Origin of the sequence: Streptomyces sp. NPDC014623 (assembly GCF_043088245.1) — a bacterium.
Taxonomy (GTDB): domain Bacteria; phylum Actinomycetota; class Actinomycetes; order Streptomycetales; family Streptomycetaceae; genus Streptomyces.
This window is the reverse complement of the sequence record NZ_JBIBZU010000002.1, coordinates 415,097-442,040: the sequence shown is the minus strand read 5'-3', so window position 1 is coordinate 442,040 and position 26,944 is coordinate 415,097. Positions and strand designations below refer to the sequence as shown.

General features: G+C 69.3%; 23 protein-coding genes and 1 tRNA gene. 20 read left to right on the top strand and 4 right to left on the bottom strand.

Annotated elements, in window-relative coordinates; genetic code table 11:
- Positions 1-2: 2 nt before the first annotated feature.
- The 10 genes from ACF1FZ_RS06060 to ACF1FZ_RS06015 all read left to right on the top strand — a co-directional run bounded on the left by ACF1FZ_RS06060 (position 3) and on the right by ACF1FZ_RS06015 (position 13,600).
- Positions 3-974 carry a carbohydrate ABC transporter permease gene (locus ACF1FZ_RS06060; RefSeq protein ID WP_391772153.1) on the top strand — a complete coding sequence of 324 codons (972 nt, stop codon included), beginning with the start codon at positions 3-5 and terminating at the stop codon, positions 972-974.
- Positions 971-1,819 carry a carbohydrate ABC transporter permease gene (locus tag ACF1FZ_RS06055; RefSeq protein ID WP_391772152.1) on the top strand — a complete coding sequence of 283 codons (849 nt, stop codon included), beginning with the start codon at positions 971-973 and terminating at the stop codon, positions 1,817-1,819. Before ACF1FZ_RS06060 ends, ACF1FZ_RS06055 begins: the two co-directional genes overlap by 4 nt.
- Before the next feature lies 1 nt (position 1,820).
- Positions 1,821-3,452 carry a beta-N-acetylhexosaminidase gene (locus ACF1FZ_RS06050; protein ID WP_391772151.1) on the top strand — a complete coding sequence of 544 codons (1,632 nt, stop codon included), beginning with the start codon at positions 1,821-1,823 and terminating at the stop codon, positions 3,450-3,452.
- A gap of 247 nt (positions 3,453-3,699) precedes the next feature.
- On the top strand, positions 3,700-4,596 hold the full coding sequence (locus ACF1FZ_RS06045; RefSeq protein WP_391772150.1) for an FAD binding domain-containing protein: 897 nt from the start codon (positions 3,700-3,702) through the stop codon (positions 4,594-4,596).
- Complete coding sequence (locus ACF1FZ_RS06040; RefSeq protein WP_391772149.1) at positions 4,593-6,239, top strand: 2Fe-2S iron-sulfur cluster-binding protein; 1,647 nt, start codon at positions 4,593-4,595, stop codon at positions 6,237-6,239. The genes ACF1FZ_RS06045 and ACF1FZ_RS06040 overlap by 4 nt, the downstream gene beginning before the upstream one ends.
- Before the next feature lie 82 nt (positions 6,240-6,321).
- Positions 6,322-8,655, top strand: coding sequence for a xanthine dehydrogenase family protein molybdopterin-binding subunit (locus ACF1FZ_RS06035; RefSeq protein WP_391772148.1), 2,334 nt, complete (start codon positions 6,322-6,324; stop codon positions 8,653-8,655).
- 118 nt (positions 8,656-8,773) lie between these two features.
- Positions 8,774-9,265 (top strand): hypothetical protein, encoded by a 492-nt coding sequence (locus ACF1FZ_RS06030; protein ID WP_391772147.1) that lies wholly within the window; start codon positions 8,774-8,776, stop codon positions 9,263-9,265.
- Positions 9,266-9,311: 46 nt separating this feature from the next.
- Positions 9,312-10,766 carry a translation initiation factor IF-2 gene (locus ACF1FZ_RS06025; protein ID WP_391772146.1) on the top strand — a complete coding sequence of 485 codons (1,455 nt, stop codon included), beginning with the start codon at positions 9,312-9,314 and terminating at the stop codon, positions 10,764-10,766.
- Positions 10,767-10,792: 26 nt separating this feature from the next.
- Positions 10,793-12,160 carry a type VII secretion-associated serine protease mycosin gene (mycP, locus tag ACF1FZ_RS06020; protein WP_391772145.1) on the top strand — a complete coding sequence of 456 codons (1,368 nt, stop codon included), beginning with the start codon at positions 10,793-10,795 and terminating at the stop codon, positions 12,158-12,160.
- 405 nt (positions 12,161-12,565) lie between these two features.
- On the top strand, positions 12,566-13,600 hold the full coding sequence (locus ACF1FZ_RS06015) for a MarR family transcriptional regulator (RefSeq protein WP_391772144.1): 1,035 nt from the start codon (positions 12,566-12,568) through the stop codon (positions 13,598-13,600).
- Here the strand turns inward: ACF1FZ_RS06015 and ACF1FZ_RS06010 are convergent.
- Complete coding sequence (locus ACF1FZ_RS06010; protein ID WP_391772143.1) at positions 13,517-14,029, bottom strand: hypothetical protein; 513 nt, start codon at positions 14,027-14,029, stop codon at positions 13,517-13,519. The two genes, ACF1FZ_RS06015 and ACF1FZ_RS06010, sit on opposite strands and share 84 nt — an antisense overlap.
- 75 nt (positions 14,030-14,104) lie before the next feature.
- Here ACF1FZ_RS06010 and ACF1FZ_RS06005 point away from each other — a divergent pair, with 75 nt between their 5' ends.
- Positions 14,105-14,929: a Scr1 family TA system antitoxin-like transcriptional regulator gene (locus ACF1FZ_RS06005; protein ID WP_391772142.1), complete on the top strand. Its 825-nt coding sequence runs from the start codon at positions 14,105-14,107 to the stop codon at positions 14,927-14,929.
- Entirely contained in the window at positions 14,926-15,189 is a 264-nt protein-coding gene (locus tag ACF1FZ_RS06000) for a DUF397 domain-containing protein (protein WP_391772141.1), read from the top strand. The genes ACF1FZ_RS06005 and ACF1FZ_RS06000 overlap by 4 nt, the downstream gene beginning before the upstream one ends.
- Before the next feature lie 211 nt (positions 15,190-15,400).
- Here ACF1FZ_RS06000 and ACF1FZ_RS05995 read toward each other — a convergent pair whose 3' ends face one another.
- Complete coding sequence (locus tag ACF1FZ_RS05995; RefSeq protein WP_391772140.1) at positions 15,401-15,961, bottom strand: hypothetical protein; 561 nt, start codon at positions 15,959-15,961, stop codon at positions 15,401-15,403.
- 213 nt (positions 15,962-16,174) lie between these two features.
- Between ACF1FZ_RS05995 and ACF1FZ_RS05990 the strand changes: the two genes are divergently transcribed.
- Positions 16,175-16,291, top strand: coding sequence for a DUF397 domain-containing protein (locus tag ACF1FZ_RS05990; RefSeq protein ID WP_391772222.1), 117 nt, complete (start codon positions 16,175-16,177; stop codon positions 16,289-16,291).
- A 41-nt stretch (positions 16,292-16,332) separates the two neighbouring features.
- On the opposite strand, the gene ACF1FZ_RS05985 is transcribed toward ACF1FZ_RS05990, so the two are convergent.
- Positions 16,333-16,890: a hypothetical protein gene (locus ACF1FZ_RS05985; protein WP_391772139.1), complete on the bottom strand. Its 558-nt coding sequence runs from the start codon at positions 16,888-16,890 to the stop codon at positions 16,333-16,335.
- Positions 16,891-17,084: 194 nt separating this feature from the next.
- Here ACF1FZ_RS05985 and ACF1FZ_RS05980 point away from each other — a divergent pair, with 194 nt between their 5' ends.
- From ACF1FZ_RS05980 to ACF1FZ_RS05965, 4 genes are all read left to right on the top strand, one after another.
- Positions 17,085-17,510, top strand: coding sequence for a hypothetical protein (locus ACF1FZ_RS05980; RefSeq protein WP_391772138.1), 426 nt, complete (start codon positions 17,085-17,087; stop codon positions 17,508-17,510).
- 13 nt (positions 17,511-17,523) lie between these two features.
- Complete coding sequence (locus tag ACF1FZ_RS05975) at positions 17,524-19,851, top strand: hypothetical protein (protein ID WP_391772137.1); 2,328 nt, start codon at positions 17,524-17,526, stop codon at positions 19,849-19,851.
- Positions 19,848-20,507 carry a hypothetical protein gene (locus ACF1FZ_RS05970; RefSeq protein WP_391772136.1) on the top strand — a complete coding sequence of 220 codons (660 nt, stop codon included), beginning with the start codon at positions 19,848-19,850 and terminating at the stop codon, positions 20,505-20,507. The genes ACF1FZ_RS05975 and ACF1FZ_RS05970 overlap by 4 nt, the downstream gene beginning before the upstream one ends.
- A 133-nt stretch (positions 20,508-20,640) precedes the next feature.
- Complete coding sequence (locus ACF1FZ_RS05965) at positions 20,641-21,303, top strand: hypothetical protein (RefSeq protein ID WP_391772135.1); 663 nt, start codon at positions 20,641-20,643, stop codon at positions 21,301-21,303.
- Between the two features lie 70 nt (positions 21,304-21,373).
- Here the strand turns inward: ACF1FZ_RS05965 and ACF1FZ_RS05960 are convergent.
- Positions 21,374-21,448, bottom strand: a tRNA-Cys gene (locus ACF1FZ_RS05960).
- Positions 21,449-21,645: 197 nt separating this feature from the next.
- Here ACF1FZ_RS05960 and ACF1FZ_RS05955 point away from each other — a divergent pair.
- The 3 genes from ACF1FZ_RS05955 (at position 21,646) to ACF1FZ_RS05945 (ending at position 26,893) form a co-directional block, all read left to right on the top strand.
- On the top strand, positions 21,646-23,109 hold the full coding sequence (locus ACF1FZ_RS05955; protein WP_391772134.1) for an MFS transporter: 1,464 nt from the start codon (positions 21,646-21,648) through the stop codon (positions 23,107-23,109).
- Between the two features lie 456 nt (positions 23,110-23,565).
- Positions 23,566-25,347 carry a DEAD/DEAH box helicase gene (locus ACF1FZ_RS05950; protein WP_391772133.1) on the top strand — a complete coding sequence of 594 codons (1,782 nt, stop codon included), beginning with the start codon at positions 23,566-23,568 and terminating at the stop codon, positions 25,345-25,347.
- Positions 25,348-26,251: 904 nt separating this feature from the next.
- On the top strand, positions 26,252-26,893 hold the full coding sequence (locus ACF1FZ_RS05945; protein WP_391772132.1) for an IclR family transcriptional regulator: 642 nt from the start codon (positions 26,252-26,254) through the stop codon (positions 26,891-26,893).
- The last annotated feature ends 51 nt before the right edge of the window (positions 26,894-26,944 follow it).

Genomic DNA, 26,944 nt, shown 5'->3' with positions numbered 1-26,944 from the left:
CGATGACCGCGGACACCACACTGCGCAAGGCCCCCGCCGCGTCCGGCGCGAGCGGGGCGCCCGCCCGTACGCCCCGGCGCCGCCCGGCATCACCCGCGCGGCGCTCCGGCTGGACGCCGTGGCTCTACCTGCTGCCCGCCCTCGTCCTGCTCGGTGGCCTCCTCGTCTACCCGATCTACCAGCTGGGCCTGATCTCCTTCCTGGAGTACACCCAGGCCCAGGTCAGCGGCGGCGAACCGACCACCTTCCAGGGCTTCGGCAACTACGCCACGCTCTTCGGCGACAGCCAGTTCTGGCAGGTGCTCCTCGCGACCGTCCTCTTCGCCGCGGCCTGCGTGCTGGCCACCCTGTTCACCGGCTGCGCCCTGGCCGTCCTGCTGACCCGGATCCGCGCCCTGCCCCGGCTCGCACTCATGATGGCCGCGCTGGGAGCCTGGGCCACACCGGCGATCACAGGTTCGACCGTGTGGGTCTTCCTCTTCGACCCGGACTTCGGCCCGGTCAACAAGGTGCTGGGACTCGGCGACTTCTCCTGGACCTACGGCCGCTACAGCGCCTTCGCCCTGGTGCTCCTCGAAGTGCTCTGGTGCTCGTTCCCGTTCGTGATGGTGACCGTGTACGCGGGCATCCGCGCCATCCCGGAGGAAGTGCTGGAAGCGGCCTCGCTGGACGGCGCCTCGCAGTGGCGGATCTGGCGGTCGGTCATGGCACCGATGCTGCGGCCGATCCTGATCGTCGTCACCATCCAGTCCGTCATCTGGGACTTCAAGGTCTTCACCCAGATCTACGTCATGACCAACGGCGGCGGCATCGCCGGCCAGAACCTGGTGCTCAACGTGTACGCGTACCAGAAGGCGTTCGCGTCCTCGCAGTACAGCCTCGGATCGGCGATCGGCGTCGTGATGCTGGTGATCCTGCTGGCCGTGACGCTGGTCTATCTGCGCCTGGTGCGGCGCCAGGGGGAGGAACTGTGAGCACACGTGCGCTTCTGCGCGTCCGCCGGCCCGGAAGGCTGGCGGCGGAGGCGGCGGCCCTCGTGATCGCCGCCGCGGTCGCCTTCCCGCTGTACTGGATGGTGCTCTCCGCCTTCAAGCCCGCGGGTGAGGTCCAGTCCACCGAGGCCCGCCCCTGGACCCTGGCCCCGTCCCTCGACTCGTTCCGCCGGGTCTTCGAACAGCAGGAATTCGGCCGTTACTTCCTCAACAGCCTGATCGTCGCCGGGACGGTCGTCATCGCTTCGGCACTGATCGCCTTCCTCGCCGCGACGGCCGTGACGAGGTTCCGCTTCAAGTTCCGCACGACCCTGCTCATCATGTTCCTCGTGGCGCAGATGGTGCCGGTCGAGGCACTGACCATCCCGCTGTTCTTCCTGATGCGGGACTTCGGCCAGCTGAACACGCTGGGTTCACTGATCCTGCCGCACCTGGCCTTCTCGCTGCCGTTCGCGATCTGGATGCTGCGCGGCTTCGTCAAGGCGGTCCCGGAGGCCCTGGAGGAGGCCGCCTACATCGACGGGGCGAGCCGCACCCGCTTCCTGTGGCAGATCCTCTTCCCGCTCGTCTTTCCCGGCCTCGTGGCGACCAGCGTCTTCTCCTTCATCTCGACCTGGAACGACTTCCTGTTCGCGAAATCGTTCATCATCAGCGACACCTCCCAGTCGACGCTCCCCATGGCGCTGCTGGTCTTCTTCAAACCCGACGAGAACGACTGGGGAGGGATCATGGCGGCCTCGACGGTGATGACCATTCCCGTGCTGGTCTTCTTCGTCCTCGTACAGCGCCGTCTGGTCTCCGGACTCGGCGGAGCGGTGAAGGACTGACATGGACAACCTGATTCCGGTGCCGGTACGCACCGGTGGTGACGGCCGCGGCGGATTCCTCCTCGACGGGGCCACCACCCTCGTGGCGGAGCCCGGAACCGGGAGGACGGAACGCTGGCTGCGCACCACTCTCGGGGCAGCCTTCGGACTGCCGCTGGCCCCGGGGGCCGCGGGCGGCGACAACACCGTCGAACTGCGCGTCGATCCTTCGCTGGAGCCCGAGGGCTACCGGCTGGACGTGAAGGCCGTGCGGGGCGTACGCATCACCGGGGGCAGCGCCGCCGGGGTCTTCTGGGGGGCGCAGACCCTCCGTCAACTCCTCGGCCCCGAGGCGTTCCGCCGGGCGCCGGTGAGCCCCGGCGCCGAAAGGCGCGTCCCCCTGACGGAGATCGAGGACGGCCCGCGTTTCGGCTGGCGCGGCCTGATGCTCGACGTGGCACGGCACTTCATGCCCAAGGACGGCGTGCTGCGCATGCTCGACCTGCTGGCCGCCCACAAACTGAACGTCTTCCACTTCCACCTCACCGACGATCAGGGCTGGCGCGTCGAGATCAAGCGCCACCCCCGCCTCACGGAGACCGGCGCCTGGCGCGCGCGCACCAAATACGGCCACCGGGCCTCGGAACTGTGGGACGAGACACCGCACGGCGGCTTCTACACACAGGACGACATCCGCGAAATCGTCGCGTACGCGGCCGAGCGGCATATCCGCGTCGTTCCCGAGATCGACGTCCCGGGCCACTCGCAGGCAGCCATCAGCGCATATCCGGAACTGGGCAACACCGATGTCATCGACACCTCCGCGCTTTCCGTGTGGGACACCTGGGGAGTCAATCCGAACGTACTCGCCCCCACTGACAACACCCTGCGCTTCTTCGAAGGGGTCTTCGAGGAACTGCTCGACCTGTTCCCCGCCGACACGTCGCCCTTCATCCACATCGGCGGCGACGAATGCCCCAAGGACCAGTGGGAGCGGTCCCCGGCGGCTCAGGACCGGATCGCCGCCCTCGGGCTGACGGACGAGGACGGACTCCAGTCCTGGTTCATCCGCCATTTCGACCGCTGGCTCTCCGACCGGGGCCGCCGCCTCATCGGCTGGGACGAGATCCTGGAGGGGGGCCTCGCCGAAGGTGCCGCCGTGTCGTCGTGGCGGGGTTACACGGGCGGGATCGCCGCGGCCGAGGCCGGGCACGACGTCGTGATGTGCCCCGAACAACAGGTCTACCTGGACCACCGCCAGGACGGCGGCCCCGACGAACCGATGCCCATCGGGTTCGTCCGCACCCTGGAGGACGTCTACCGCTTCGAACCCGTGCCCCCGGGCCTCTCCGAGGAGGCGACCGGACACATCATGGGCACCCAGGCCAACGTCTGGACCGAGGTCATGCAGGACCGGGACCGCGTCGACTACCAGGTCTTCCCGAGACTCGCCGCCTTCGCCGAGGTCGCCTGGTCCCGGCTCCCGGCCTCCGGGGAACGGGACTTCGCCGATTTCGAACGCAGGATGGACACCCACTACGCCAGGCTCGACGCCCTGGGTGTCGCCTACCGGCCGCCCACGGGACCACTGCCGTGGCAATGCCGGCCCGGCGTCCTGGGTCGCCCGATCGAGGGACCGCCCCCGGCCGTGTGACCGCCGCTCCTCACCGGCCAGGCAAGCCGAATGAAACGTACGAAACCATGGAAGACCGGCAATTCGTGCGCTGGGCATGAGGTCTCCCAAAGGCGGCATTTCCCCTGGCCGGGTACGGAAACACCCTTCGTGGACCCTCGCGTCGGACAGTCCGGAAGATGTGCCAGAGTTGCCACGTCCCGGCCGTGAGCACGTACCGTACGGCGGACAGGCGGGACTGCCGGGACACCGGGAAGGGGCAGCTGGGTTGACCACGCACGCACCGCAGGCGATGCAGTCGGTGACGCTGCCGGCCTCGCTCGACGAGGCCGTGGCGGCTCTCGGCGCCATGCCCGCCGCCGTTCCGGTGGCGGGGGGCACGGACCTCATGTCGGCCGTCAACAAGGGCCTGCTGCGGCCCGCGGGACTGGTCGGCCTCAGCCGGATCAGCGAGCTGCGCGGCTGGCACTACCAGGACGGCCACGCCCTGCTGGGAGCCGGTCTCACGCACGCGCGCATGGGGCGGCCCGACTTCGCCGCCCTCATCCCCGCGCTGGCCGCTTCCGCCCGCGCCGCGGGCCCGCCCCAGATCCGTAACGCGGGGACGCTCGGCGGCAACATCGCCACCGCGGCCCCGACCGGCGACGCCCTGCCGGTCCTGGCCGCCCTGGAGGCCGATCTGGTCATCGCGGGCGCCGGGGGCTCCCGCCGGGAGATCCCCGTCTCGCACCTGCTGGCGGGCCGCGAAATGCTCGAGCCCGCCGAGCTGATCGGCTTCGTGCGGGTACCGCTGCTGCACGCCCCCCAGGTCTTCCTCAAGGCGACCGGCCGCACGGGTCCCGGCCGCGCCACCGCCTCCGTGGCGATCGTCCTGGACCCGGCGCGGCGCGGAGTGCGCTGCGCGGTCGGCGCGATCGCCCCGATGCCCCTGCGGCCCCTGGAGGCGGAACGCTGGATCGCCTCCCTGATCGACTGGGACGGCGAACGCGGCCTGGCCCCCGACGCGCTGGCCGCCTTCGGCGAGTACGTCGCGGCCGCCTGCATCCCGGACCAGGTTCCACCGGACGACGGGGGAGAGGCACCTCCGCTGTCGCCCGCCGTCCTGCACCTGCGGCGCACGGTCGCCGCGCTCGCCCGACGCGCACTGGGGAGGGCACTGTCGTGAGCAATGAAGAGAACCCCGAGCAGCAGCACGGGCAGCCCGACCCGTACGCCGGCTGGCAGCCGACCCCGCAGGGCGGTGAGTACGACGCCGAGGCGACCGCCTTCGTCCATCTGCCCCCGGAGGACCTCGCCGACCTCGGAGGCGACCCGCTGGCCGCCCCCGGCCACAGCTATGTGCCGCCGATGATCCTGCCGCTGACCCCGGCCGCCGGTCTCGACCCCGCGGTCACGGGCAGCTGGGTCGTGCAGACGCAGAGCCAGCAGGAGCGTGCGGCTGATCACTCCGCGAGCGCGGAGGCCGCTCCGGAGGCGGTGCACTGGCCCGACCCGAACCAGCAGCAGGATCCGTACCAGCAGCCGTACCCGGACACGTCGCAGTACACGCAGACGTCGTCCACGACGGCTCGGTGGCACTTCCCCGAAGCCGTCCCCGCCGAGTCCGGGCCCGAACCGGCCCCTGAGCCCGCCGGGCACACCGGCCAGTGGACGATCCCGGTGGCGAGCGGTGACCTCCCCGAGGAGTCCGGTGAGTTCGCGGCATCGGTGGCGGCGTCCCGGTGGTACGCGGAGACACCTCCGGCCACGCTCCCGGGAGGGGCGCCCGCGCCCTGGGCGACGCAGGAGCCGGCGGCCGGGCCCGAGGCCTTGCCTGCGGAGACCCCTGCCGAGGCCCCTGCGGGGCTCCCGGAGCCCGCGGAGGCCCCGGAGACCGCGGAGGAGGCGGAGGGGGCCCCGGTGGTCGCCGGGACCGTCGTGGAGGCCGTCGGCGATCCGGAGGAACCTGCGGAGGCTCCCGCGGACGGAATCCCGGCAGCTGACGCCTCGGCAACCGGGACCCAGGAAGCCGGAACGCCGGAAGCCGGAACGCCGGCGCCCGAGGACTCGGCAGCCGGAGCCGAGACGCCCGCAACCGACGCGGAACACGCCCCGGGACCCGAAGACGCCCCCGGCCCCGAAGACGCCCCGGGACCCGAAGGCGCTCCCGGCGCCGAGCACGGTTTCGTGCCCATGGAAGAGCCCGCTGCTCCGGCCTCGGCCGCTTCGGGGGGCGGCCCCAGCGACCACCCCTCGACTTCGTACGTCCTCCATGTGAACGGTGTGGACCGTCCCGTCAGCGACGCCTGGATCGGCGAGTCGCTGCTGTACGTGCTCCGGGAGCGCCTCGGTCTCGCGGGTGCCAAGGACGGCTGCTCGCAGGGCGAGTGCGGTGCCTGCAACGTCCAGGTCGACGGCCGCCTCGTGGCCTCCTGCCTGGTTCCCGCCGCCACGACGGCGGGCAGCGAGGTCCGCACCGTCGAGGGCCTCGCGGTGGACGGCGAACCGTCCGACGTCCAGCGGGCGCTGACCGAGTGCGGGGCCGTCCAGTGCGGCTTCTGCATCCCCGGGATGGCCATGACCGTCCACGACCTCCTGGAGGGCAACCACGCCCCCAGCGAGATGGAGACCCGCCAAGCCCTCTGCGGCAACCTCTGCAGGTGTTCCGGCTACCGGGGTGTGCTCGACGCCGTACGCGAAGTCGTCGCGGCCCGGGAAGCGACCGCCGAGGCGGCAGCCGCCGTCCCGGACGACGCCGTACCGCGCATTCCGCACCAGGCCGCCCCCGGAGCGGGCAGCGCCCAGGCACACGAGGGAGACGTCCGGTGAACACCGCGTCGTCCTCCGCACCACCGGTCATCATCACCACCACCCACCGCCGCCGCAGCGGAGCGAACGACAAGGAGGCGGCGTGACCAGCGACGCAGCCACCGCGACCAGCACCACGCGCACGACCTCTCCGCCTGAGGGGGCCGGCCCGGACCAGGAGCTGCCCGCGCTCGGACTGGGCACCTCGTTGCCGCCCGCCGACGCCCGCGCCAAGACCGAGGGCACCTTCCCGTACGCGGCCGATCTGTGGGCCGAGGGGCTGCTGTGGGCCGCGGTGCTGCGTTCCCCGCACCCGCACGCGCGCATCCTGTCGATCGACACGGCGGCCGCCGCCGGTATGCCCGGCGTGCGCGCGGTCGTCACGCACGAGGACATTCCGGGCGACGGTTCGTACGGCCGCCGTGTCGTCGACCGTCCGGTGTTCGCCTCCGAGCTCGTACGCCACCACGGCGAGGCGATCGCCGCCGTCGCGGCGGACCACCCCGACACCGCCCGGCTGGCGGCCGCGGCGATCGCCGTCGAGTACGAGGTCCTCGAACCGGTCACGGACCCCGAGAAGGCCTTCGCCGCCGAGCCCCTGCACCCCGACGGCAACCTCATCCGCCACATCCCGCTGCGCTACGGCGACCCGGACGCCGTGGGTGAGGTCATCGTCGAGGGCCTGTACCGCATCGGCCGTCAGGACCCCGCCCCGATCGGTGCGGAGGCCGGACTCGCCGTACCCCGCCCGGACGGGGGCGTGGAGCTCTACACGGCGTCCACCGACCCGCACACCGACCGCGATCTGGCCGCCGCCTGCTTCGGGCTGGACCCCGAGCGGGTCAAGGTCGTCGTGACCGGGGTCCCCGGGGCGACCGGCGACCGGGAGGACCCCGGTTTCCAGATCCCGCTGGGCCTGCTCGCCCTGCGCACCGGCTGCCCCGTGAAGCTGGCCGCCACCCGCGAGGAGTCCTTCCTCGGACACGCCCACCGCCACCCGGCCCTGCTGCGCTACCGCCACCACGCGGACACCGAGGGCCGGCTGGTCAAGGTGGAGGCCCAGATCCTCCTCGACGCGGGGGCGTACGCCGACTCCTCGTCCGAATCCCTGGCCGCCGCCGTGGCCTTCGCCTGCGGCCCGTACGTCGTCCCGCACGCCTTCATCGAGGGCTGGGCGGTGCGTACGAACAACCCGCCCTCCGGGCATGTACGCGGCGAGGGCGCGATGCAGGTCTGCGCCGCCTACGAGGGCCAGATGGACAAGCTGGCGGCGAAGCTGGGTATCGACCCGGTCGAACTCCGCCTGCGCAACGCCCTCTCCACGGGCGACATCCTCCCCACCAGCCAGACCGTCACCTGCCCCGCCCCGGTGGCCGAACTCCTCGGCGCGCTCCGCGACTTCCCGCTCCCCGCTCTCCCCAAGGACGTCCCGGAGGACGACTGGCTCCTGCCCGGGGGGCCGGAGGGGGCCGGTGAGCCGGGTGCCGTACGCAGGGGCGTCGGCTATGCCCTCGGCATGGTCCACATGCTCGGTGCCGAGGGCGCCGACGAGGTCTCCACGGCCACGGTCCAGGTCCACGGCGGCGTCGCCACCGTCATCTGCGCGGCCGTCGAGACCGGCCAGGGCTTCACCACGCTCGCCCGCCAGATCGTCCAGGAGACCCTGGGCGTGGAAGAGGTCCACGTCGCGGCGGTGGACACCGACCAGCCCCCCGCGGGCCCGGCGACGCACGGCCGCCACACCTGGGTCTCGGGCGGCGCGATCGAGCGAGCCGCCAAGATGGTCCGCACCCAGCTCCTCCAGCCGCTGGCCCACAAGTTCGGGATGTCCACGGAGCTCCTCCAGATCGCCGACGGCAAGATCACCTCGTACGACGGTGTGCTGTCCACGACGGTCATGGAGGCGATGGAGGGCAAGGAACTCTGGGCCACGGCCCAGTGCCGCCCCCACCCCACCGAACCCCTGGACGAGTCCGGCCAGGGTGACGCGTTCGTGGGGCTGGCCTTCTGCGCGGTCCGCGCGGTGGTCGACGTCGACATCGAGATCGGTTCGGTCCGGGTGGTCGAGATGGCCGTCGCCCAGGACGTCGGCCGGATCCTCAATCCGTCCCAGCTGGCGACCCGCATCGAGGCGGGTGTCACCCAGGGCATCGGTGCGGCCCTCACGGAGAACCTCCGCACCGCCCGTGGTCTGATCCGGCACCCGGACCTCACCGGATACGCGCTCCCGACGTCCCTGGACGCGCCGGACATCCACATCGTCAAGCTGATCGAGGAACGCGACGTGGTGGCCCCCTTCGGCGCCAAGCCGGCCTCGGCGGTCCCGGTGGTGACGTCCCCCGCGGCGGTGGCCTCGGCGGTCCGCGCCGCGACGGGCCGGCCGGTCAACCGCCTCCCGATCCGGCCCCAGGCGGCGGTGGCCACCCCGAAGGCGTGACGGTCCGGGTGCACGGTGTGACACCGGTGCTGACTACAGTGGTCCCCGGAGCCGTAGTCGGCTGTATCCGGGGGAGGGTGCTGTGCTGCCGAGTGAGGGTGGAGCGGGACTGGCGACGATGCCAGGGTTCTTGGGGGCGGGCGTCGCGGCGGCGTCCCTGGCCACGGAGCTCACGTCGTTCACGAAGTTCCGTAACCGCATAGACGAACTTCTGCGCGACCTGAAGGAGTCCCCCGCGGGGCCCAGGAAGCTGACCGAAGACCCCATCTCCCGCCAGCAGTTCGGCGGCGGTGACAACCGGTGGGCCGAGGCGGCTTCGCTGTTCGTGTCGTACGAGACGGTGATCACGGAGCTGGAGTCGCTCTCCAAGCTCCTCTCGGACTGCATCGAGGGCATGAGCATCGCGGTGCTCGCGTCGCACAACGGCTACGAGAACATCGACGACGACCTCCGCCGCCGCATGCTCGCGATCAGCGACGGGGTGGGGGAGCACTACGGCGGCGCGTACGACCCGACACAGGCCCCGGCTAAGCAGAGCGGGGGCCGGACGGGCGCCGCGGAGCCGGCGGAGCCGGACACAGGCGACACCGCGGGTATCAGCGGGCTCTGAAGACGACGATCACTGATACGGCACAGGGGCAGACGGGGGTACGGGGATGGATCACAAGGAAGCTGGGCAGGGCACGCCGTTCGACAGCATGTCGCACGAGGAGATGCTCGCGTGGTTGGACGCGGCCAACAGCGGGGCGATACAGGGCGCTTCGGACCGGCTGGTGAGCGCGGCGAAGGAGATCCGCGAGATCGCGGAGGAACTCAAGGTCCGCCCGCAGATGGTCGACTGGAAGGGCGAGGGCGCGGACGCGTTCCGCACCTGGAGCGCGGATCTGGTGAACGCGACGCTGCGGCTTGGTGCCTACAGCGAGGGCGCGGCGAAGTGGCTGGCCCAGGCCTCCGACTCGCTCGCCTCGGCCCAGGTCTCCATCCCGCGCACCGACGCGAGCGCACAGGCGAACCTGGACGCGGCGAAGGCCGCGCGGAACGACCCGGACGCCTCGGCGATCGAGAAGAAGTCCCTGGAGACGCTGCTCGCCGCCAAGGAGGCGAACCGCCAGGAGGCGGCGGCGCAGATGCGGAAGCTGGCGCAGTCGTACGCGTTGTCGGCCTCGCAGATGGACGGGCTGGAGAAGCCTGCGTTTCCGCCTCCGCCGGGGGCGATCGTGCCGGCGCGTGATGGTGTCGTCGATGGTGTCGAGACGTGGGGTACACCAGTTGGCGGCAGTGGAACTGTAGAAGGCGAAAGCGTGATTCGCGGGGGGACCACGCACTCCGTGTCCGCCCAGGTAACGGGGCCCGGGAGCCAGGGCGCTCCCGACCAATCAGCGATCCGTGCGCCGCTCCACCCGGATACCCCGGTCAGCATGGAGGTCAACGGCACAGCGACTCTGCCGCAGTCCACACCTTCGGTGTCACTGCCAGGGCCGCCGGTGACGGGCAAACCGGACGTGGGTCTCCCTTCAGGACTTGCTGTGATGCCACCCGCGTTGGAAGGCGTCTCACGGCCGATCCCAGGCTCTTCCGGCAGCGCGAAGAACGCAGGCCCGAGCGTCCGCGCGCCGTCGCTGCCTGGTCAGAGCACGCCCGGCTCGGGCTCGGCAAGCCGCATGCCTCGTGGCGATGCGGGCATCTTCGGCGGCAGGCCGGCAGCCCAGCCCACCGGACGAGGACTTCCTGGCGGAACGGTTGTCGGTGGTGAGGGGACGCAGGGTCGGGCCCCCATGGGGCAGGGCGGAATGAGCGGCGGCGCCGCTCGGGGCGGTACCACGGGTGGGCGGCCTCCGGCTGGTGCAAACGCCGGGATCGTCGGTGGCCGGCCCCAGCAGACGGCGCGTTCAGGTGCACGTCCCTTCACGCCCGGTGGCACCGGCCTCGTCCGGGGCAACGAAGCCGGGCGTGCTGCTGGACAGGCGGGGCGTGGATTCCCAGGGCCATCCGGATCTCGTCCCAGTGGTTCCCGCCGCGAGGAAAGCGCCGAGCGCCCCGATTACCTGATCGAAGACGAAGAGACGTGGCAGCAGGGTGGACGACGCGTCGTGCCCCCTGTCATCGGCTGATGGAAAGCGCCCGGACAAGGATGCGAATGCTTACCAGCAGTGTGCACAAGGGGCGGAAGAGGGCCCTCGTATGGACGACACTTGCGGCACTTCTGGTGGTTGCTGCGGCAGGAACCGCTCAGGCGGAGTCGGTCCGTTCGCATCAGTGGCATCTGACAGCGATGAAGGCTGAGGAGATGTGGCGGAGCAGCACAGGGGAAGGCATCACTGTTGCGGTGATCGACACAGGGGTCGATACGTCAAACTCTGATCTGCAGGGGCAAATCCTTGACGGGAAGGATTTTGCTCCGGGTGAGCCCGGTGACGAGCACTCCGACTACGACGGTCACGGCACGGGTATGGCTGCCCTGATCGCTGGGACAGGTGACAGCCGGGGTGGAGACGGCGCGTTCGGCCTGGCGCCCGGTGTGAAAATTCTTCCTGTCAGGGTCCCCGAAAAGGCCGCTAACCTTACGGAAGACATCGAACAGTTCAACACGACAGTTCCTGCGGCCATCCGGTATTCCGCCGACAAGGGCGCCCAAGTCATCAATATCTCGCTGGCTATGAGCGAGGGTTCGCAGCAGTTGACGGACTCGGTCAAGTACGCGCTTGACAAGGGCTCGTTGGTCTTTGCGGGAGTGGGGAATGATGCGGAGAGGGCCAACGGTGTCAAGTATCCGGCGGCAACTCCGGGGGCCGTTGGTGTGGCGGCCATCGGCAAGGATCTGCAGAGAACAGAGGAATCCCAGTTCGGCCCCCAGGTAGACCTCTCCGCGCCGGGCGAGGAGATGATCCGCGCCTGTCCGAGCAAGACAGGCCTCTGTAAATCGCATGGCACCAGTGACGCCACAGCCATCGCCTCCGCCTCCGCAGCCCTGATCTGGTCCAAGCACCCGGACTGGACCAACAACCAGGTCCTGCGGGTTCTCCTCAATACGGCCGGCGGTCCGACCAGTGGTGACGAGCGCACCGACTACATCGGCTACGGCGGCGTTCGCCCCCGCATCGCACTGGAAACCCCCGGTGACCCCGGCCCCGCCGACGAGTACCCACTCCCGGATCTCGCCGCGGCCGAGTCCCCGACGCCCTCCGCCGAGCCGTCCAAGGCCACGGGCGGCTCCGAGGAGAGTGACAAGCCGGCTGCCGCAGCTCCGGCCGCCGACGACGGCAACACCGCCCTCTGGGCCGGAGTGGGCATCGGCGTGGCCGTTCTCATCGGTGCCGCAGCGGCCGTCATGGTCGTCCGCTCCCGCCGCCGGAGCGCCGCCCGCGCTGTGCTGCCCCCGTACCAGCCGTCGCACGGCTACCAGCAGCAACCGCAGCCGACGTACCCGTCGTACGGGCCCCCGCCCGGTGGTCCTGGGACCGGCGCACCGTACGGCGGTCCTCCAGGCCAAGGCCCCGCTGCCTGAGTCTGCAAGGGCTGCCTGCTCGTCCCGCGCCAGGGCGGCAACCGACTGGTGGCCCCGGCGCTCGGGTCCCGAGACTCGGGGTTTGAGTACCGTGGGTGGCTCTGTCACTCGTTCGGGGGGTCGGGGGATGCCTGCGGGCCGACGCTTGAGCTTCGGGCCCCGAGGGCCGGGCGTCGGGCTCCGGGATTCGAGCGGTGTTGTTCATCCGGGGGGTAGGTAAGGGCTTTTGGGGAAACCTTCCCTCCCTCCCACCCCGTCACGGCCAGCAAATATGACTAATCGTGATCGATTTGCAGCGGAGAGTCGTGGCTGCTTACGGTGCCCACAACGAGACGACCCCGACGCGATGTTCGCAGCACCGGCCGGGGTCTGACCTCAAGATCGCACCCATAGAAAGACGATCTCGTGGCTATCCAGCAGCCTAGCTCCGCCCCGCCCGCCCCCGCAGCCTCGCGCCCCTACCGCAAGGCCCACACCGGCTATGGCAAGCAGACCGTCCCGGCCCAAGGCCCCTTCAACGCAGGTGCCTTCGCGCTCCTGCCCGAGCGGGAGCGCTACGTCGCCGGGTACGTCGACCACCTGCCCGACGGTGCCGCCATGGACATCAAGTCGCTGGCCAAGGACCTGCCCCTGTACGGCCAGATGGCCATCGGCACCGCCCTGCGCGCCCTCGCCGTGGCCGGGCACCTGCGCCGTGTGCGCTGCCGGGTCGAAGGGGACGGCCGGTGCCGGTGGGTGACGCTCACCTACTGGTCACGCACCGCCCACGACAACGAGTGGTGGACCGCCAGGCTCGCAGGCGAGCCGACCGCCGCGCCGGAGCAGGCGCCCGCACCCTCCGCCGAGCCGGCGGGCGTACCCCAGCAGCGCACTGCGGAGCCAGGCGCCAAGGCGCTACCCGGCCCGAACCAGCCCACGCCTCCGGCGCCGCCAGACGAGCCGAGCGCAGGAGTGCCCACGGCTGTCACGGCCCCTTCCCCCGCCTACCTCACCCTCGCCGAACTCGGCCGCAACGAAACCCGCCTGGCGCTCTCCGCCGCCGACTGCGCCGCGCTGGAACCGCTCGCTGCCGCATGGTTCGCACGCGGTGTCAGTGCCGACTACCTGACCTCGGCGCTCACCGCCGGACTTCCCGAGCGCATCGGATCACCCATCGGCCTGGTACGCCGCCGCCTCACCGACAAGGTGCCGCCCCACCTGCCCGCAACACCCGCACCGACCCAGGGCGGCCTCCCCGGCACCCCCGTCCGCAGCGTCCTGGTCGAGTGCACCGAATGCGGCCGCCCCGGCCCGGCCGAAGCGCTCCCGGACGGCCTCTGCCGCCCTTGCAGGACCACGCGCCAGTCGGCGGAATCGTCAGAGGTCGCAGCCCCGGCCGAGGCCGAACGCGATGTCCCGGCCCTCGTCGCCGGCCTCCGTAACCTGATGCGCACTCCCTGAGCCGTTACGCGTCGGCCAGGTGCGGGGATCCCCCGGGGCGAATTGGGCCATCACCAGCCCGTACAGCAGCTCCGCGTCCACGAAGTCTCCGTCCTGCGGAGGCCCGCACCGCCAGCTCAGCGGATACGTGTTGCCGTGGGCGGCCGGAATCCCCACGTACTGGTCGCGGGCCGCCGGGCCGAAGCACCTCGCGCCGGGCGGCCAGTCGAAGTCCTGGCTCGCGCCGGGTTCCAGCAGGAAGTACGTCCACCGCGCCCCCGCGATCTCCCGCACGACGGGCCCCGGATCGCCGTCCGTGAGGGTGGCGAGGTGGTACAGCACCGCCTCCCCCCGGACACCGCGCAGTCGGATGGCATCGAAGTGAATGCCGATGAGGCGGAGTTGGAGCCCCGATACGGGTACCCATTCGGGGAGCTTCTTGCTCGTCATGGCTATGAGCATCGCGGTGACTGCGTAGCGTGACCAGCAGGACGCGATCCACATCCATGCGATGTGGGGAGGGCGGTGACGGCTGTGGGGACGAGTGGCGAGACGACGCGCGGGCGGCGGCTGGTGGGGGAGCTGATCCGCATCCACCGGGCGCGGGCGGGTCTCACGCAGAAGGAGGCGGCGGAGCAACTGCTGATCTCGGAGTCGCTGATGGGCGCGGTGGAGCGGGCGGAGCGCATTCCTTCGCGCGACCTGCTGATCGACGCGGACCGGGTGTTCGGTGCGGACGGGGCGCTGAAGGCGTGCTGCGAGCTGGTGGACGAGGAGAAGTACCCGCCGAAGTTCCTGGACTGGGCGAAACTGGAACGGAACGCGCGGGTGATCAGCGCGTACGAGACGATGCTGATCCCGGGCCTGCTCCAGACGGAGGCGTACGTGCACGCGCTGTACCGGTCGCGCGTACCGGCGTACACGGAGGACGAGATCGCCCGGCACGTCGGAGCGAGGCTGGAGCGGCAGACGGTGCTGTCGCGCACGCCGCCGCCGCGCATCGGGTACGTCATCGAGGAGTCGGTCCTGGACCGGACGCTCGGCGGGCCCGAGGTGCTGAAGGAGCAACTGCGGCACGTGCTCGACTGCGTGGAGCGGTTCAACCACCTGACGGTGCAGGTGATGCCGTCGGCTCAGCACACGCATGCGGGCTTGATGGGGTCGATGAAGTTGATGTCTACCGCGGAAGGCCGCAGTCTTCTGTATGTGGAGGCGCACGGCGGAGATAGATTGATCGCGAAGCCGGAGCAGGTGGGAGACATGTTCGATCTTTTCGGCATCCTGCGGGCGCAGGCGCTCAACCCCTGGAAGTCCGCGGAGATCATCGAGACGAAGGTGAGGGAACTGTGAGCCACGAAGCCCCCGGACTGACCTGGTTCAAGTCCAGCTACAGCGGCAACGAGGGTGGCGAGTGCCTCGAAGTCGCCTACGACTGGCACAAGTCCAGCTATAGCAACAACGAGGGCGAAGCCTGCGTGGAGGTAGCCACCTGCCCCCACACCGTCCACGTCCGCGACTCCAAGGTCACCGACGGCCCCACCTTCACCGTCACCCCTGCCGCCTGGACTTCCTTCCTGGCGGATGCGGTCACGGCTGACGCCGGCCGGTAGCGGTCGTCGCCAGGCCGGTCCGCTCATGCTTCACAGCCTCACGGCCCCGGGCAGCCGCTGACCCGGCGGTCACCGGGGCGCTTTGCTGGACGATCCCGCTTCGGCGTCGGCGCCGATGTGCGGGGTGACAAGGACTCCGAGGAGCCCCAGCGCGGCAGCCCCGACGCGGAAGCATCACCGGCGAAGAGGTGATCCTCACCGCGCGGCAAGGTCACCGGCAGGCTGCTGACCCCTCGACCGCCTTGGTGTAGGCGATGATCAGGCTTTCGATGGCGGCCTGGTCGTCGACGCCCGAGTCGAGAACCTGGACCACCGTGTAGAGGTCCTGCTCCGGATGGTCCGACGACGCGCAGGCGGATGCGGTCTGGCCGACGCCAGCTTTTCCAGTGTGGACAAAGCGGCCGTCGTCCGACAACGTCCCGTCGTCCGTGTCGGCATATCCCTGCGAGACCCCCGCCGCGTTGTCGCCATCTCCCCACCAGGCCTGAGCGAGGCTCAGGACCGCCTTGCCGTCCACGGACACATTGCAGCGGACCGTTCCGCCGTTCGGCTTCGAGATGGCCGTCGAGATGGAGTCACCGCCGGGCAGCACGGCCTTCACCAGTGCGGGGTCCACGGGGGTCCCGCACAGCGAGGCGGACACGGTGTACGCCTTCTTGGGCGGATCGTCGCCGGAGCACGCCGACAGGGTGGACGCGAGGACGACGGCGGCCGTCACGGAGACGGTCGCACCGATGAACCGGTGACGCCGGAGAGATCCGTGAACAGACAACGTGAGAAGCCTTTCGAGGTTCGGACGCGGAGGGCGCGGCGGGGGTGTCGGCCGCGTGGGATTGAACGGGTCGATGCAGTTGATGTCTACGGCGGAAGGCCGCAATCTGGTACACGTGGAGGCGTAGGGCGGCGATAGGTTGATGTCCAAGCCGGAGCAGGTGGGTGACATGTTCGATCTCTTCGGCATTCTGCGAGCCCATGCGCACCTTCCCTGGAAGTCGAGGTCGCCGCCTTCCCGCACACCGTCCACGTCCGCGATTCCAAGGTCACCTTCATCGTCGCCCCTGGCGCCTGGACCGCATTCCTTGCGGGTGCGGTCAGGGGCTGACCGCACCCGCGGACCGTCGCAACACCGGCTCGCCTGGATGCTCAGCAGGCGCCGTCGGCGACGGTGGCGGTCAGATCGTACTCAGGGATGGAGTTGCTGCTGCCGTCCGCTTCGGGGACGAAGACTCCGCCCTCCGAGGACGTTTCCTCCGTGACGTGCATGCAGACGGTGGTGTCGCTACCGCCCGCCGCTATCTCGTAGTCGTGACCCTCGCCGGCCCGCTCCACGAAGCCCCGGTACGAGGGCCCCTGGTCCTCGCCGGCCTTCAGGACGGCCGCCTCGATCAGTGAGGTGTAGCCGTCCGTCGGGTCCCGGCGGATTTGCGTGTCGGCGGCCATGGACTCGGCCGCGTCCTCGGCGGCCTCCCGGACCTCGCTGGCACTCCGGGTCCCCTTGTCGATGCTTGTCTGGACCGAGCAGCAGCCGAAGGCGAAGATCCCGGCCACCCCGAACGCGGCGACCCGCCCCAGCGCGAGGGCGCCGCCCGACGGCTGTCGCGGTGCATGCGGCCGGGCCCGCCAGTACAGCCGGTAGGGGCCGACCAGCGCGACGACGAGGAATGCTGTAGCTACGACGAACAAGAAGACGATGACGGCCATGCGTGCACTCCCGTGATCCCGCGCCCGGACAAGGGATCAGATGCTACTCGCCGGAATCGGCGCGACCCTGGTGCGGTCGAGCCCCGGAATTCCTGTCCGCTCGTTGCCGGTGAGGACGAAACCGATACGGTGAGCAGGCCGGTGGCCGCGTGTCTCGGACGAAGCGGTATGTAGAGACGGACTTGGGGAAATTCGTGACCTTCGAACAGGAATGGGCCGAACTGCGTGCGGCTGCGGCCGCACGCAGTTCCATGCGGATCAACAGCGTCCCGGCCGAGGGCGGTGGGGGCAGCTCCGGTGATCTGGTGGTCAATCAAGACGACCTCGGTCGTATCGGGAGTGACGCCTATGAGCTGCGGACGAAGGTGTCTCGGCAGGGCGACCACGCCCGTCCTGCCACCTTCGAAGCGGCTACCGCGCTCACCAACGGCAATTTCACGAGCGGTTCGGCGGTGCTCAAGGTGCATGACCGTTGGAACACACACCTGAAGACCCTGCTGGATTCTCTTGCGCACATCTCGAATCACCTGGATTACACCAAGGCCCAGCATGCGAAGGACGACGTGAAGATCGAGGGAGATCTGGCACCGATCTCCGCGCTCTCGAAGTACATGAACTAGGGGGCGGGGGAGCATGGGTACGCTCAAGTTCGAGGACATAGTCGACGCCCCTGTGGGGAAGTTGAAAACCGCGGTCGACGACTGGTCGAAGATGGCGGGCGATCTGGAAAGGCTCGCCACCGAGGCGGCCGACGGGATGAAGGCCAAGGCGGACAAGGCCGACTGGGACGGCCTCAACGCCGGTGTCACGAAGCCGTTCATTGGTAAGGCGGTCAAGGAGGTCGCGGACGCGGCGGCCGAGGCCAAGGGTGTGAAAAAGATCCTCGAAGAGGGTCACAATGCCATCAAGAAGGCCAAGGACGACCTGATCAGCATCCGGGACCACGAGGGGCCCGCGGCCGGGATCAAAGTTGACGGCCACGGCAAAGTCACCGCACGCCATCCGGTGGAGGACATGCCTCCCCAGCAGAAGGCGCACGACCCCGACTACCCCGCACTGGTGCAGCAGCAGAAGGCGAACATCGCCTCCTGGCAGAAGAAGATCGACCTGATCGTCGACAACTGCAACGACACCGACGTGTCCTTCAAGAACTCCCTCGAAGCCAACGTCACCGACCGCAAGGACTTCAGCGCCCCGAAGTACACGAAGATGGACCAGGAGGAGGCCGCCCGGGCCGTCGGCCTGGCCGCCAAGGGCCGCGAGTTGACGCACAAGGAGCTTCAGGCCCTCAACGAACTGTTGAGCGACAACAGGAATTCGGTGGAGTTCTCGAAGAGTTTCTACGAGGATCTGGGTCCGGAGAAGTCGCTTGCGTTCTTCGGGCAGCTCGCCGGGGACACCTACGACTACGACGAGGTTGATGAGCAGCGGCTCAAGGACGTCCAGGCTCTGCAGAAAAACCTTGGTCTCAACCTGGCCACCGCCTCCCACGACAAGGCGTTCACCGCTGAGTGGGGCCCGGAACTGCGCAAGATGGGAACAGAACGCGTCCCGCTAGCCAAGTACGACAATGGCGGCCCGTACGGGTACCAGTTGCTCGGCGGGATCATGCGGTATGGGAACTATGACTCCAAGTTCCTCACCCCCATTGCCGAGCACGTGGTTCAGCTGAGGAAGAAGGATCACGACTTCTTCTACGGAGCGAAAGGCCTTCCGGGCGGGCCCGAGAATCCGCTGAACCCCTCGGGTGTGAACGGTGCCGGCTACGACCCGGTGATCAGCATGATGGAAGCCTTGGGGCACAGCCCGGAGGCTGCGAAGGAGTTCTTCTCTGCTGATCCAACGGCTTACAACGAGGACGGCACGTTGAAGAGCGGAGCTGCAGACCTCGGCAAGAATAAGGACGGGGAGACGATTACGAGCTACCTGGACTTTTTCCAGAATGAGGATTACGACCCGTTCTTCGACATCACTGGGCATGACACCGATGACGCAAAGAAGTCGATGGCGTACATTCCTGATGCGCTCGGGAAGGCCCTGGAAGCGGCGACCACCGGTCATGCCTGGGACGATCCCACGCCCACGCTGAAGCGGGACGAGGTGACGGCGGGCATCATGAAGGAGGTCATTGACAGCTACGGTTCGGATTCGGGTCTGCTGGGCCGGCATGAAGCACTTAAGGACAACCTGGGGCGTATGGGTGCTGCGTACATCGACGACCTGAACTACTCCACGTACAACTTCGGGTCGGCCGGCGACGAACTCGGGCGTGACTCGCTCTTCGCGAACAGCAGTGATGGCTCTGAGCGGATCGACTTCGGCGAAGCCGCGGCTCGACGGTTCATGGGTGTGGTGGCAGCCGATGAAGAGGGCTGGAAGTCGTTGTCATCAGCACAACAGGTCTACGAGGCGAGCGGACTGAAGGCGTTCGGGGCCGAGCATCAGGATTCCGCAATGATCTTCGGATCCAACGGGGCGAAGGTGCATGGAATCCTCGATGAATCGCGCATTGACGGGATCCATCAACAGTTCAAGGGCGAAGAGGAGGCCAAAATACTTGAGATGGAAAAAAGTGCCGAGTGGAGGAAGTTCGGTGTCAGTTCCGGTGTAGGCGCTGTGGTGGGTGTCGGTACTGCGGTAGTTCTGGGACCCGCTGCAGGCGTGGTAGCCGCCACAGCAGTTCCTCTCGTCATGGATACCGCGACTGCGGCAATCGACACCGGGTACGCCGGTGAGACGATGGACTACCTGAAGCAGCGCGAATATGACAACAATGACGATGCCCTGACGGGAATTGACAAGTTCAAGGCCGTGGGGGAGCAAGGTGCTGTTACGCCCCTGCTCAACTATGCCGACGAGGTCGGCATGTCGGCGCACGAAAAGCAGCAGCTTGCCTTGGACATCGAGACCTATTACGGGAACGGTAAAACTGCGGCCAGTGATCAGGGGAGGGTCAAGTGAAGGTGCGGCGTAACCCGAATCGGCTGGCCGTCATCGCGGGCCTGGTCATTGGCGGACTTCTTTCGGGATGTTCCGGGGGCGAAGATCGTACAGAAGTGGAATCCCCGAAGCTGGATCGATGTAAGGCCATGCTCGGTGCCGGGAACGTGGAGGCTGCCGTCAAGACGACGGGCGGAAGCGATGTCGAGGTGAGCGGAACGCCTCAGGCCGATGTCCTGGCAACAGGCCTGGTAGAGGAGGCGAAGCAGTGGCAGGAGTCGGACCTGCTGCATAACTCTCACACCGGCTGTCGCATGGATGCGTTTGAGGGAGACCAACTCAGCGGCACGGTTGATGTGTCGGTGAAGTGGTCCTCTCTGTCGCTCGGGTTGATGGGTGATCCGAAGAACAGCCGGACATGGCGTCAGGTGAACAAGTCGGTGTATGTGGCACCGGAACCTGGCCCGGCCCGGATGCAGTTGATCGCGGCGTGCGCGGTGCCCGGAGCGGCTGCGGCGCAGGCGTCCGGTCTGCCTCTCCAGTTCGAGGTGTCGGGTGTGAGCCTTGGAGCTGAACTCCGGTGGGAGTTGTTGAGGGCTTTCGCTCAGTCGGTGACGGAGGAGATGGGGTGTGCGACGCCTCCCGTCATTCCCTCCGTACTGCCTCCGGCCACATAGACCATGAGCGAGGTAAGTAGGCACGTGGTGAAGCGATGGCTGACAGCTGCTGGGCTGGCGGTGACCCTGGGTGCCGGGTGTGTGGCATGCGGATCTGATGAGGAAGAACACGCGCAGTTCCTGAGGTGCTCCCATGCGTAGGGCGATTGTCGGCTTGGCGGCGGTCGTTTCGCTGGTGGCCGGTGCTGTCGGCTGTGGTGAGGACGAGAAGAGCCGTGCCGAAGAGGCCTGGGAGCAGTCCGTGCCTCCCGAGCGGCTGTGCGGAGGTGCCGCGGTGTCCGCCCGGGCGGGTAAGGCGCTGGAGGCGATCACCGGTTCCTCGCGGTTCGAGGGGTCGGGACGGACGTCCACGGTTGCCGAGGCTGCGCAGGACCTGAGCGACCAGTTCACGTCCTCCTTCACAGGGCACGGGGACGTCTGCCGCATCTTTACCCCCGTCGGCGTGCCCGACGTCGTCCCGCTGGAGATCACCTGGCACCTGTCCGGCAGCGCCTCGACGGACGGCCCCGCCTCGAAGTTCACCGTGCTGAAGATGGGAGAGCGGGCCCTGACCGCGACGGACAGCTCGTTCCTCAGGTTCGCCTGCCGGAGTGGAAAGCTGAGCGGCACCGAACCGGCCCACATTGAGATCAGTGTGGAGCGCGGTGGCATGCCCACGGAACCCGACGGCGATCTTGATGCGTTGAAGGACGCCTACGCGACCGTGGCTCACTCATTCTCCCTGGCCATGGCGAAGGAGCTGGGCTGCGAGGACGAGGGAGGACTGGAGGCGCAGCCGTCGCTGGACCCGGCGTAGCGGTGGACGTACGCGGGAACGGCCGCCCCCTGCGCCAGGGGGCGGCCGTTCCCTTTCGGGTTCTCCCGCGTGGAGGCCGTGACCGGATTCGAACCGGTGTAACTCGAGTTGCAGTCGAGCCCCTGAGCCTCTCGGGCACACGGCCGTGCGTTTTCTTGATCTGCTTCGACCGTACGGGCCCGCCGGGGCCCGGCCAAGGGCTACGGACGGGTCGCAACGTGACTGCCATACCGCGTTCATGAATGGCGGCCGGACGCGCCTGTGGCCGTACGACGAAGGGACCAGCCGGATACCGCCCACCGACAGGAGTCAACCAATGCTGTGGCCCTTACTCTGGGGCCCATGACTGCCCTGGAACCCAGTGACGCCGAGGTCACCGCCGCCATAGTCGAGACCACCGTCACCGAACCGGCGGAAGGCGTCCTCGGGCGTACCTACCGGGCGCTCAGCATCGGCATCGTCTCCGTCGTCCTGCTCATCGCCTTCGAGGCGACCGCCGTGGGCACGGCGATGCCGGTCGCCGCCCGGGAGCTGCACGGCATCCCGCTCTACGCGTTCGCCTTCTCCGCGTACTTCACCACCAGCCTCTTCGCCATGGTGCTCTCCGGACAGTGGGCCGACCGGCGCGGGCCGCTCGCCCCGCTGGCCACCGGGATCGGTGCCTTCGGGGCGGGGCTGGTGCTCTCCGGGACCGCGGGGAGCATGTGGACGTTCATCCTGGGGCGGGCCGTCCAGGGCATCGGCGGCGGGCTCGTCATCGTGGCGCTGTACGTCGTCATCGGGCGGGCCTACCCGGAGCACATCCGGCCGGGCATCATGGCCGGTTTCTCGGCTGCCTGGATCGTTCCGTCCGTCGTCGGGCCGCTGGCCTCGGGGACCGTGACGGAACACCTCGGGTGGCGCTGGGTCTTCGTCGGCATCCCGGTCCTCATCCTGCTGCCGCTGGGCCTCGCGCTGCCCGCGATCCGGCGGATGGCGGGAGGGCCCACGGATGCCGAGGCCGCGGCGGAGCCGTTCGACCGGCGCCGCATCCGGCTCGCGCTCGGGATCTCGGCAGGCGCCGGGCTGCTCCAGTACGCGGGTCAGGAACTCAGGTGGGTCTCGCTGGTCCCGGCACTGGCCGGAGCCGCGCTGCTCGTTCCCGCCGTGCGCGGCCTCCTGCCCCGGGGGACCGTGCGGGCCGCGCGAGGGCTGCCCGCCGTGATCCTGCTGCGGGGGATGGCCGCCGGCTCGTTCATCGTCGCGGAGTCCTTCGTCCCGCTGATGCTGGTGACCCAGCGCGGCCTGTCCCCGACGCTGGCCGGCCTCTCTCTGGCTGCCGGCGGACTGACCTGGGCGCTCGGCTCGTGGGTTCTGGCACGGCCCCGGCTGGAGCCTCACCGGGGAGCTCTCATGGTGGTGGGCATGGTGTGCGTGACGCTGTCGATCCTCGCCGCGCCGAGCGTGCTGATCGAAGCGGTGCCGGTGTGGACGCTGGCCCTGGTCTGGGGCTTCGGGTGCTTCGGCATGGGCATCGTGATCGCGTCGACGAGCGTGCTGCTGCTGAAGCTGTCGGCCCCGCACGAGGCCGGGGCCAATTCGGCAGCCCTCCAGATCTCGGACGGCCTGGCCAACGTGCTGCTGCTCGCCGCAGGCGGTGCGGCGTTCGCCGCGCTGGGCGGCGGAGCGGTGGGGGCGGCTGCCCACGGGACTGTGGGCAGCGGTACTGCTGCGGCGCATCCGGGGGCGTTCACGGTGGTGTTCCTGCCGATGGCGGCGGTGGCGCTGGCGGGGGTGTGGGTGGCGAGCCGGGTACAGCCCCGGTAGACCGCACGTGGTGCTGATTCGGCTCCGTGTGAACGTACCGGTTCGGTACGTCCGTGAATCTGCGCCTCCGTGACGGCCGGACCGAGGCGCCCAGAGCAGCGGGCCGGGCAGGAGGCACGAGCCTGCACGCGGTACTCCTCGAGGCCGTGGCTGTCCTGTGCCACGTTCCTGGTGGTGAACGGAGTGGGCCTGCGTCCGGGCACCGAAGTGGCGGAGCGGCTGGTCACCGCGGACACCACCGGCGAAACGGACGAGGTGAAGACCTGCCCCAGGGACTGCGTGAGCTGGTCGCCGCCGAGGTGTGAGAGCGGTCGCACTATCCTCCGGAGCGGCGTCGCCCAGGAAAGGTCCCGTCCTGTCCGCCGGTAGGGTGGCCCGGTTGTCATATCGCGTGCGGGCTGCTTCCGGCCCGTACGGACAGCGCCCCACGTACCCGAGTGCCCCGAACCGGAGACCGTGACTACTACCGCCTCCCACCACCTCTCACCCGCCTTTCCCGGCCGCGCCCCCTGGGGGACGGCCGGGAAGCTGCGCGCCTGGCAGCAGGGTGCCATGGAGAAGTACATCCAGGAGCAGCCGCGCGACTTCCTCGCGGTCGCGACCCCCGGCGCCGGGAAGACCACTTTCGCGCTGACCCTCGCCTCATGGCTGCTGCACCACCACGTGGTGCAGCAGATCACCGTGGTGGCGCCCACCGAGCACCTCAAGAAGCAGTGGGCCGAGGCCGCGGCCCGCATAGGCATCAAGCTCGACCCCGACTACAGCGCCGGCCCCGTGAGCAAGGAGTACCACGGGGTCGCGATCACGTACGCCGGTGTCGGTGTGCGTCCCATGCTGCACCGCAACCGGTGCGAGCAGCGCAAGACGCTCGTGATCCTCGACGAGATCCACCACGCCGGTGACTCGAAGTCCTGGGGCGAGGCCTGTCAGGAGGCGTTCGACCCGGCGACGCGACGCCTCGCGCTCACCGGTACGCCCTTCCGGTCCGACACCAACCCGATCCCCTTCGTCGCGTACGAGGAGGGCAACGACGGGATCCGCCGCTCCTCGGCCGACTACACCTACGGTTACGGCAACGCCCTCGCCGACGGCGTCGTCCGCCCCGTGATCTTCCTCAGCTACAGCGGCAACATGCGCTGGCGCACCAAGGCCGGGGACGAGATCGCCGCGCGGCTCGGCGAACCGATGACCAAGGACGCCATCGGGCAGGCCTGGCGCACCGCCCTGTCGCCCACCGGGGACTGGATCCCGAACGTGCTGGCGGCCGCCGACAAGCGGCTGACCGAGGTGCGCAAGGGCATTCCGGACGCGGGCGGGCTCGTCATCGCGACGGACCAGGAGTCGGCGCGGGCCTACGCCAAGATCCTCAAGTCGGTCACCGGGGAGAAACCCACGGTGGTCCTCTCCGACGAGAAGGCCGCGTCGAAGAACATCGACAAGTTCAGCCAGGACGGCTCGCGCTGGATGGTCGCGGTCCGGATGGTGTCGGAGGGGGTCGACGTCCCGCGCCTCGCGGTCGGCGTCTACGCCACCACCATTTCCACGCCGTTGTTCTTCGCCCAGGCAGTGGGCCGTTTCGTGCGGTCGCGGCGGCGCGGTGAAACGGCTTCGGTGTTCCTGCCGACCATTCCGATGCTCCTCGACTTCGCGAACGAGATGGAGGTCGAGCGCGACCACGTGCTCGACAAGCCCAAGAAGGGCAGCGACGAGGAGAACCCGTTCGCCGAGGAGGACCAGCTCCTCGCGGACGCGGAGAAGCTCGAGGACGAGGAGACCGAGGAGCAGCTGCCCTTCGAGGCGCTGGAGTCCGACGCGGTCTTCGACCGGGTGCTGTACGACGGTGCCGAATTCGGCATGCAGGCGCATCCGGGGAGCGAGGAGGAGCAGGACTACCTGGGTATTCCGGGCCTCCTCGAACCGGACCAGGTGCAGCTGCTGCTGCAGAAGCGGCAGACCCGGCAGATCGCGCACAGCCGTCAGAAGCCGGCCGCGGAGGCCGATCTCCTGGAGAAGGCGGCTGAGGACCGGCCGGTGGTCACGCACAAGAAGCTGCTGGAGCTGCGCAAGCAGCTCAACACGATGGTGTCGGCGTACACGCACCAGAGTGGCAAGCCGCACGGCGTGATCCACACCGAGCTGCGGCGGGTGTGTGGCGGGCCGCCCAGCGCGGAGGCGACGGCCGGGCAGATCCAGGACCGGATCAAGAAGGTCCAGGAGTGGGCCACGCGGATGCGGTGAGCCCGGCCTCACGGGCTTCACGGGCCCCGGTGCGGAGGCGGTGCGATCCGCCTCCGCACCGGGGCCGAGGTGTCATCCGGGGCAGGGTGCCGGGCACCCCGGCGGGCCGCTTTGCCTGTGCTGCGCAGCCCAGTTCCCCGGCCAGGGCGCGGGACACCGCGTTCAGCACGGTCATGCCTCCCTTTCCGTCGGGGTTCACCTGTCCACGCGCGGAGAACATGTCAGCCTTGACGTAGGGCGCCTTTCCATCGGACCCCTCCGTGGAGCACGCGAAGCGGAGCGAGGCGCCCTTGCCACCCTTCGCCGAGGCGAACGGACCAAGAGGGAAGATCACTTCACCCGAGGCGCTCGCCTTGTCCCCCTTCAGCCCGGCCGGGCCCGGCCAGTGCGTGCCTCGGAGCTGACCTGAATCGAAATGATCGATCATGGCTGCCGTGGGGAGAATCTGTGGCGCGGGGCGGGGCGGGGTTCGGATGCCGGAGCCGCAAGGGAAGGGGCGCGACTCGGCGCGGGGGGTTGCGCGCGAGGGCTCGCGCGCCCGCGCAGGAAAAAAATTTTGGAGCACTTATTCACAGTGAGTTAACAATCGTTCACATGTGGTCTACGCAGCGTTGCCGTCACGTCACCCGACTTGAACGCGCGTAGATGTTCGCGTTCCGGACGGTTCCTCGCTGACCGGCGGTTATGTGGAGCCGTCCTGGGAGGAGACCGGATTCTGGACGAGGCCTTCCGCTGAGCGGACCCGCTCGCTAATCTCCCCGAAACATGAACGCCCCGTGGCAGTGTGGCCGCGGAGCGCAGCCGGTGCCATGGCCAGTCGGCGGCCTCTCGGTGCGTCGCCGTGGGACCGGCGTCGGCATCCCGGAGAGACAACCGCCCCGCTCACCACGAGGGAGAGGGCGTCGTGACCGCGGAGACTTCTCAGACGCTCGACCGGGGACTGCGTGTCCTCAAACTGCTCGCCGATACCGATCACGGTCTGACCGTCACCGAGTTGTCGAACAAGCTCGGCGTGAACCGCACCGTGGTCTACCGGCTGCTCGCCACCCTGGAACAGCACGCGCTCGTCCGGCGTGACCTGGGCGGCCGGGCCCGAGTGGGTCTGGGGGTACTGCGTCTGGGCCGTCAGGTGCACCCGCTCGTCAGGGAGGCGGCCCTGCCCGCACTGCGCTCCCTGGCCGAGGACATAGGGGCCACCGCCCACCTCACCCTCGTCGACGGTTCGGACGCCCTTGCGGTCGCCGTCGTCGAGCCGACCTGGACCGACTACCACGTGGCCTACCGGGCCGGCTTCCGCCACTCCCTGGACAGGGGCGCGGCGGGCCGGGCGATCCTCACCGCCCGGCAGAAGACGACCGGCCACCCGGGCTACACCCTCACCCGGGGCGAGCTCGAGGCCGGTGCCTGCGGGGCAGCGGCGCCACTGGTCGGGGTCTCGGGCGTCGAGGGCAGCGTGGGGGTGGTGATGCTCGCGGACGCCGTACCGGAACGGGTCGGCCCGCGGGTCCTCGACGCCGCCCGTGAGGTCGCCGACGCGCTGCGTTAGAGCCGCGTCGGAGCCGCCGCCCGGCGGCGTCGGCACGACCGCCCCGGTGGC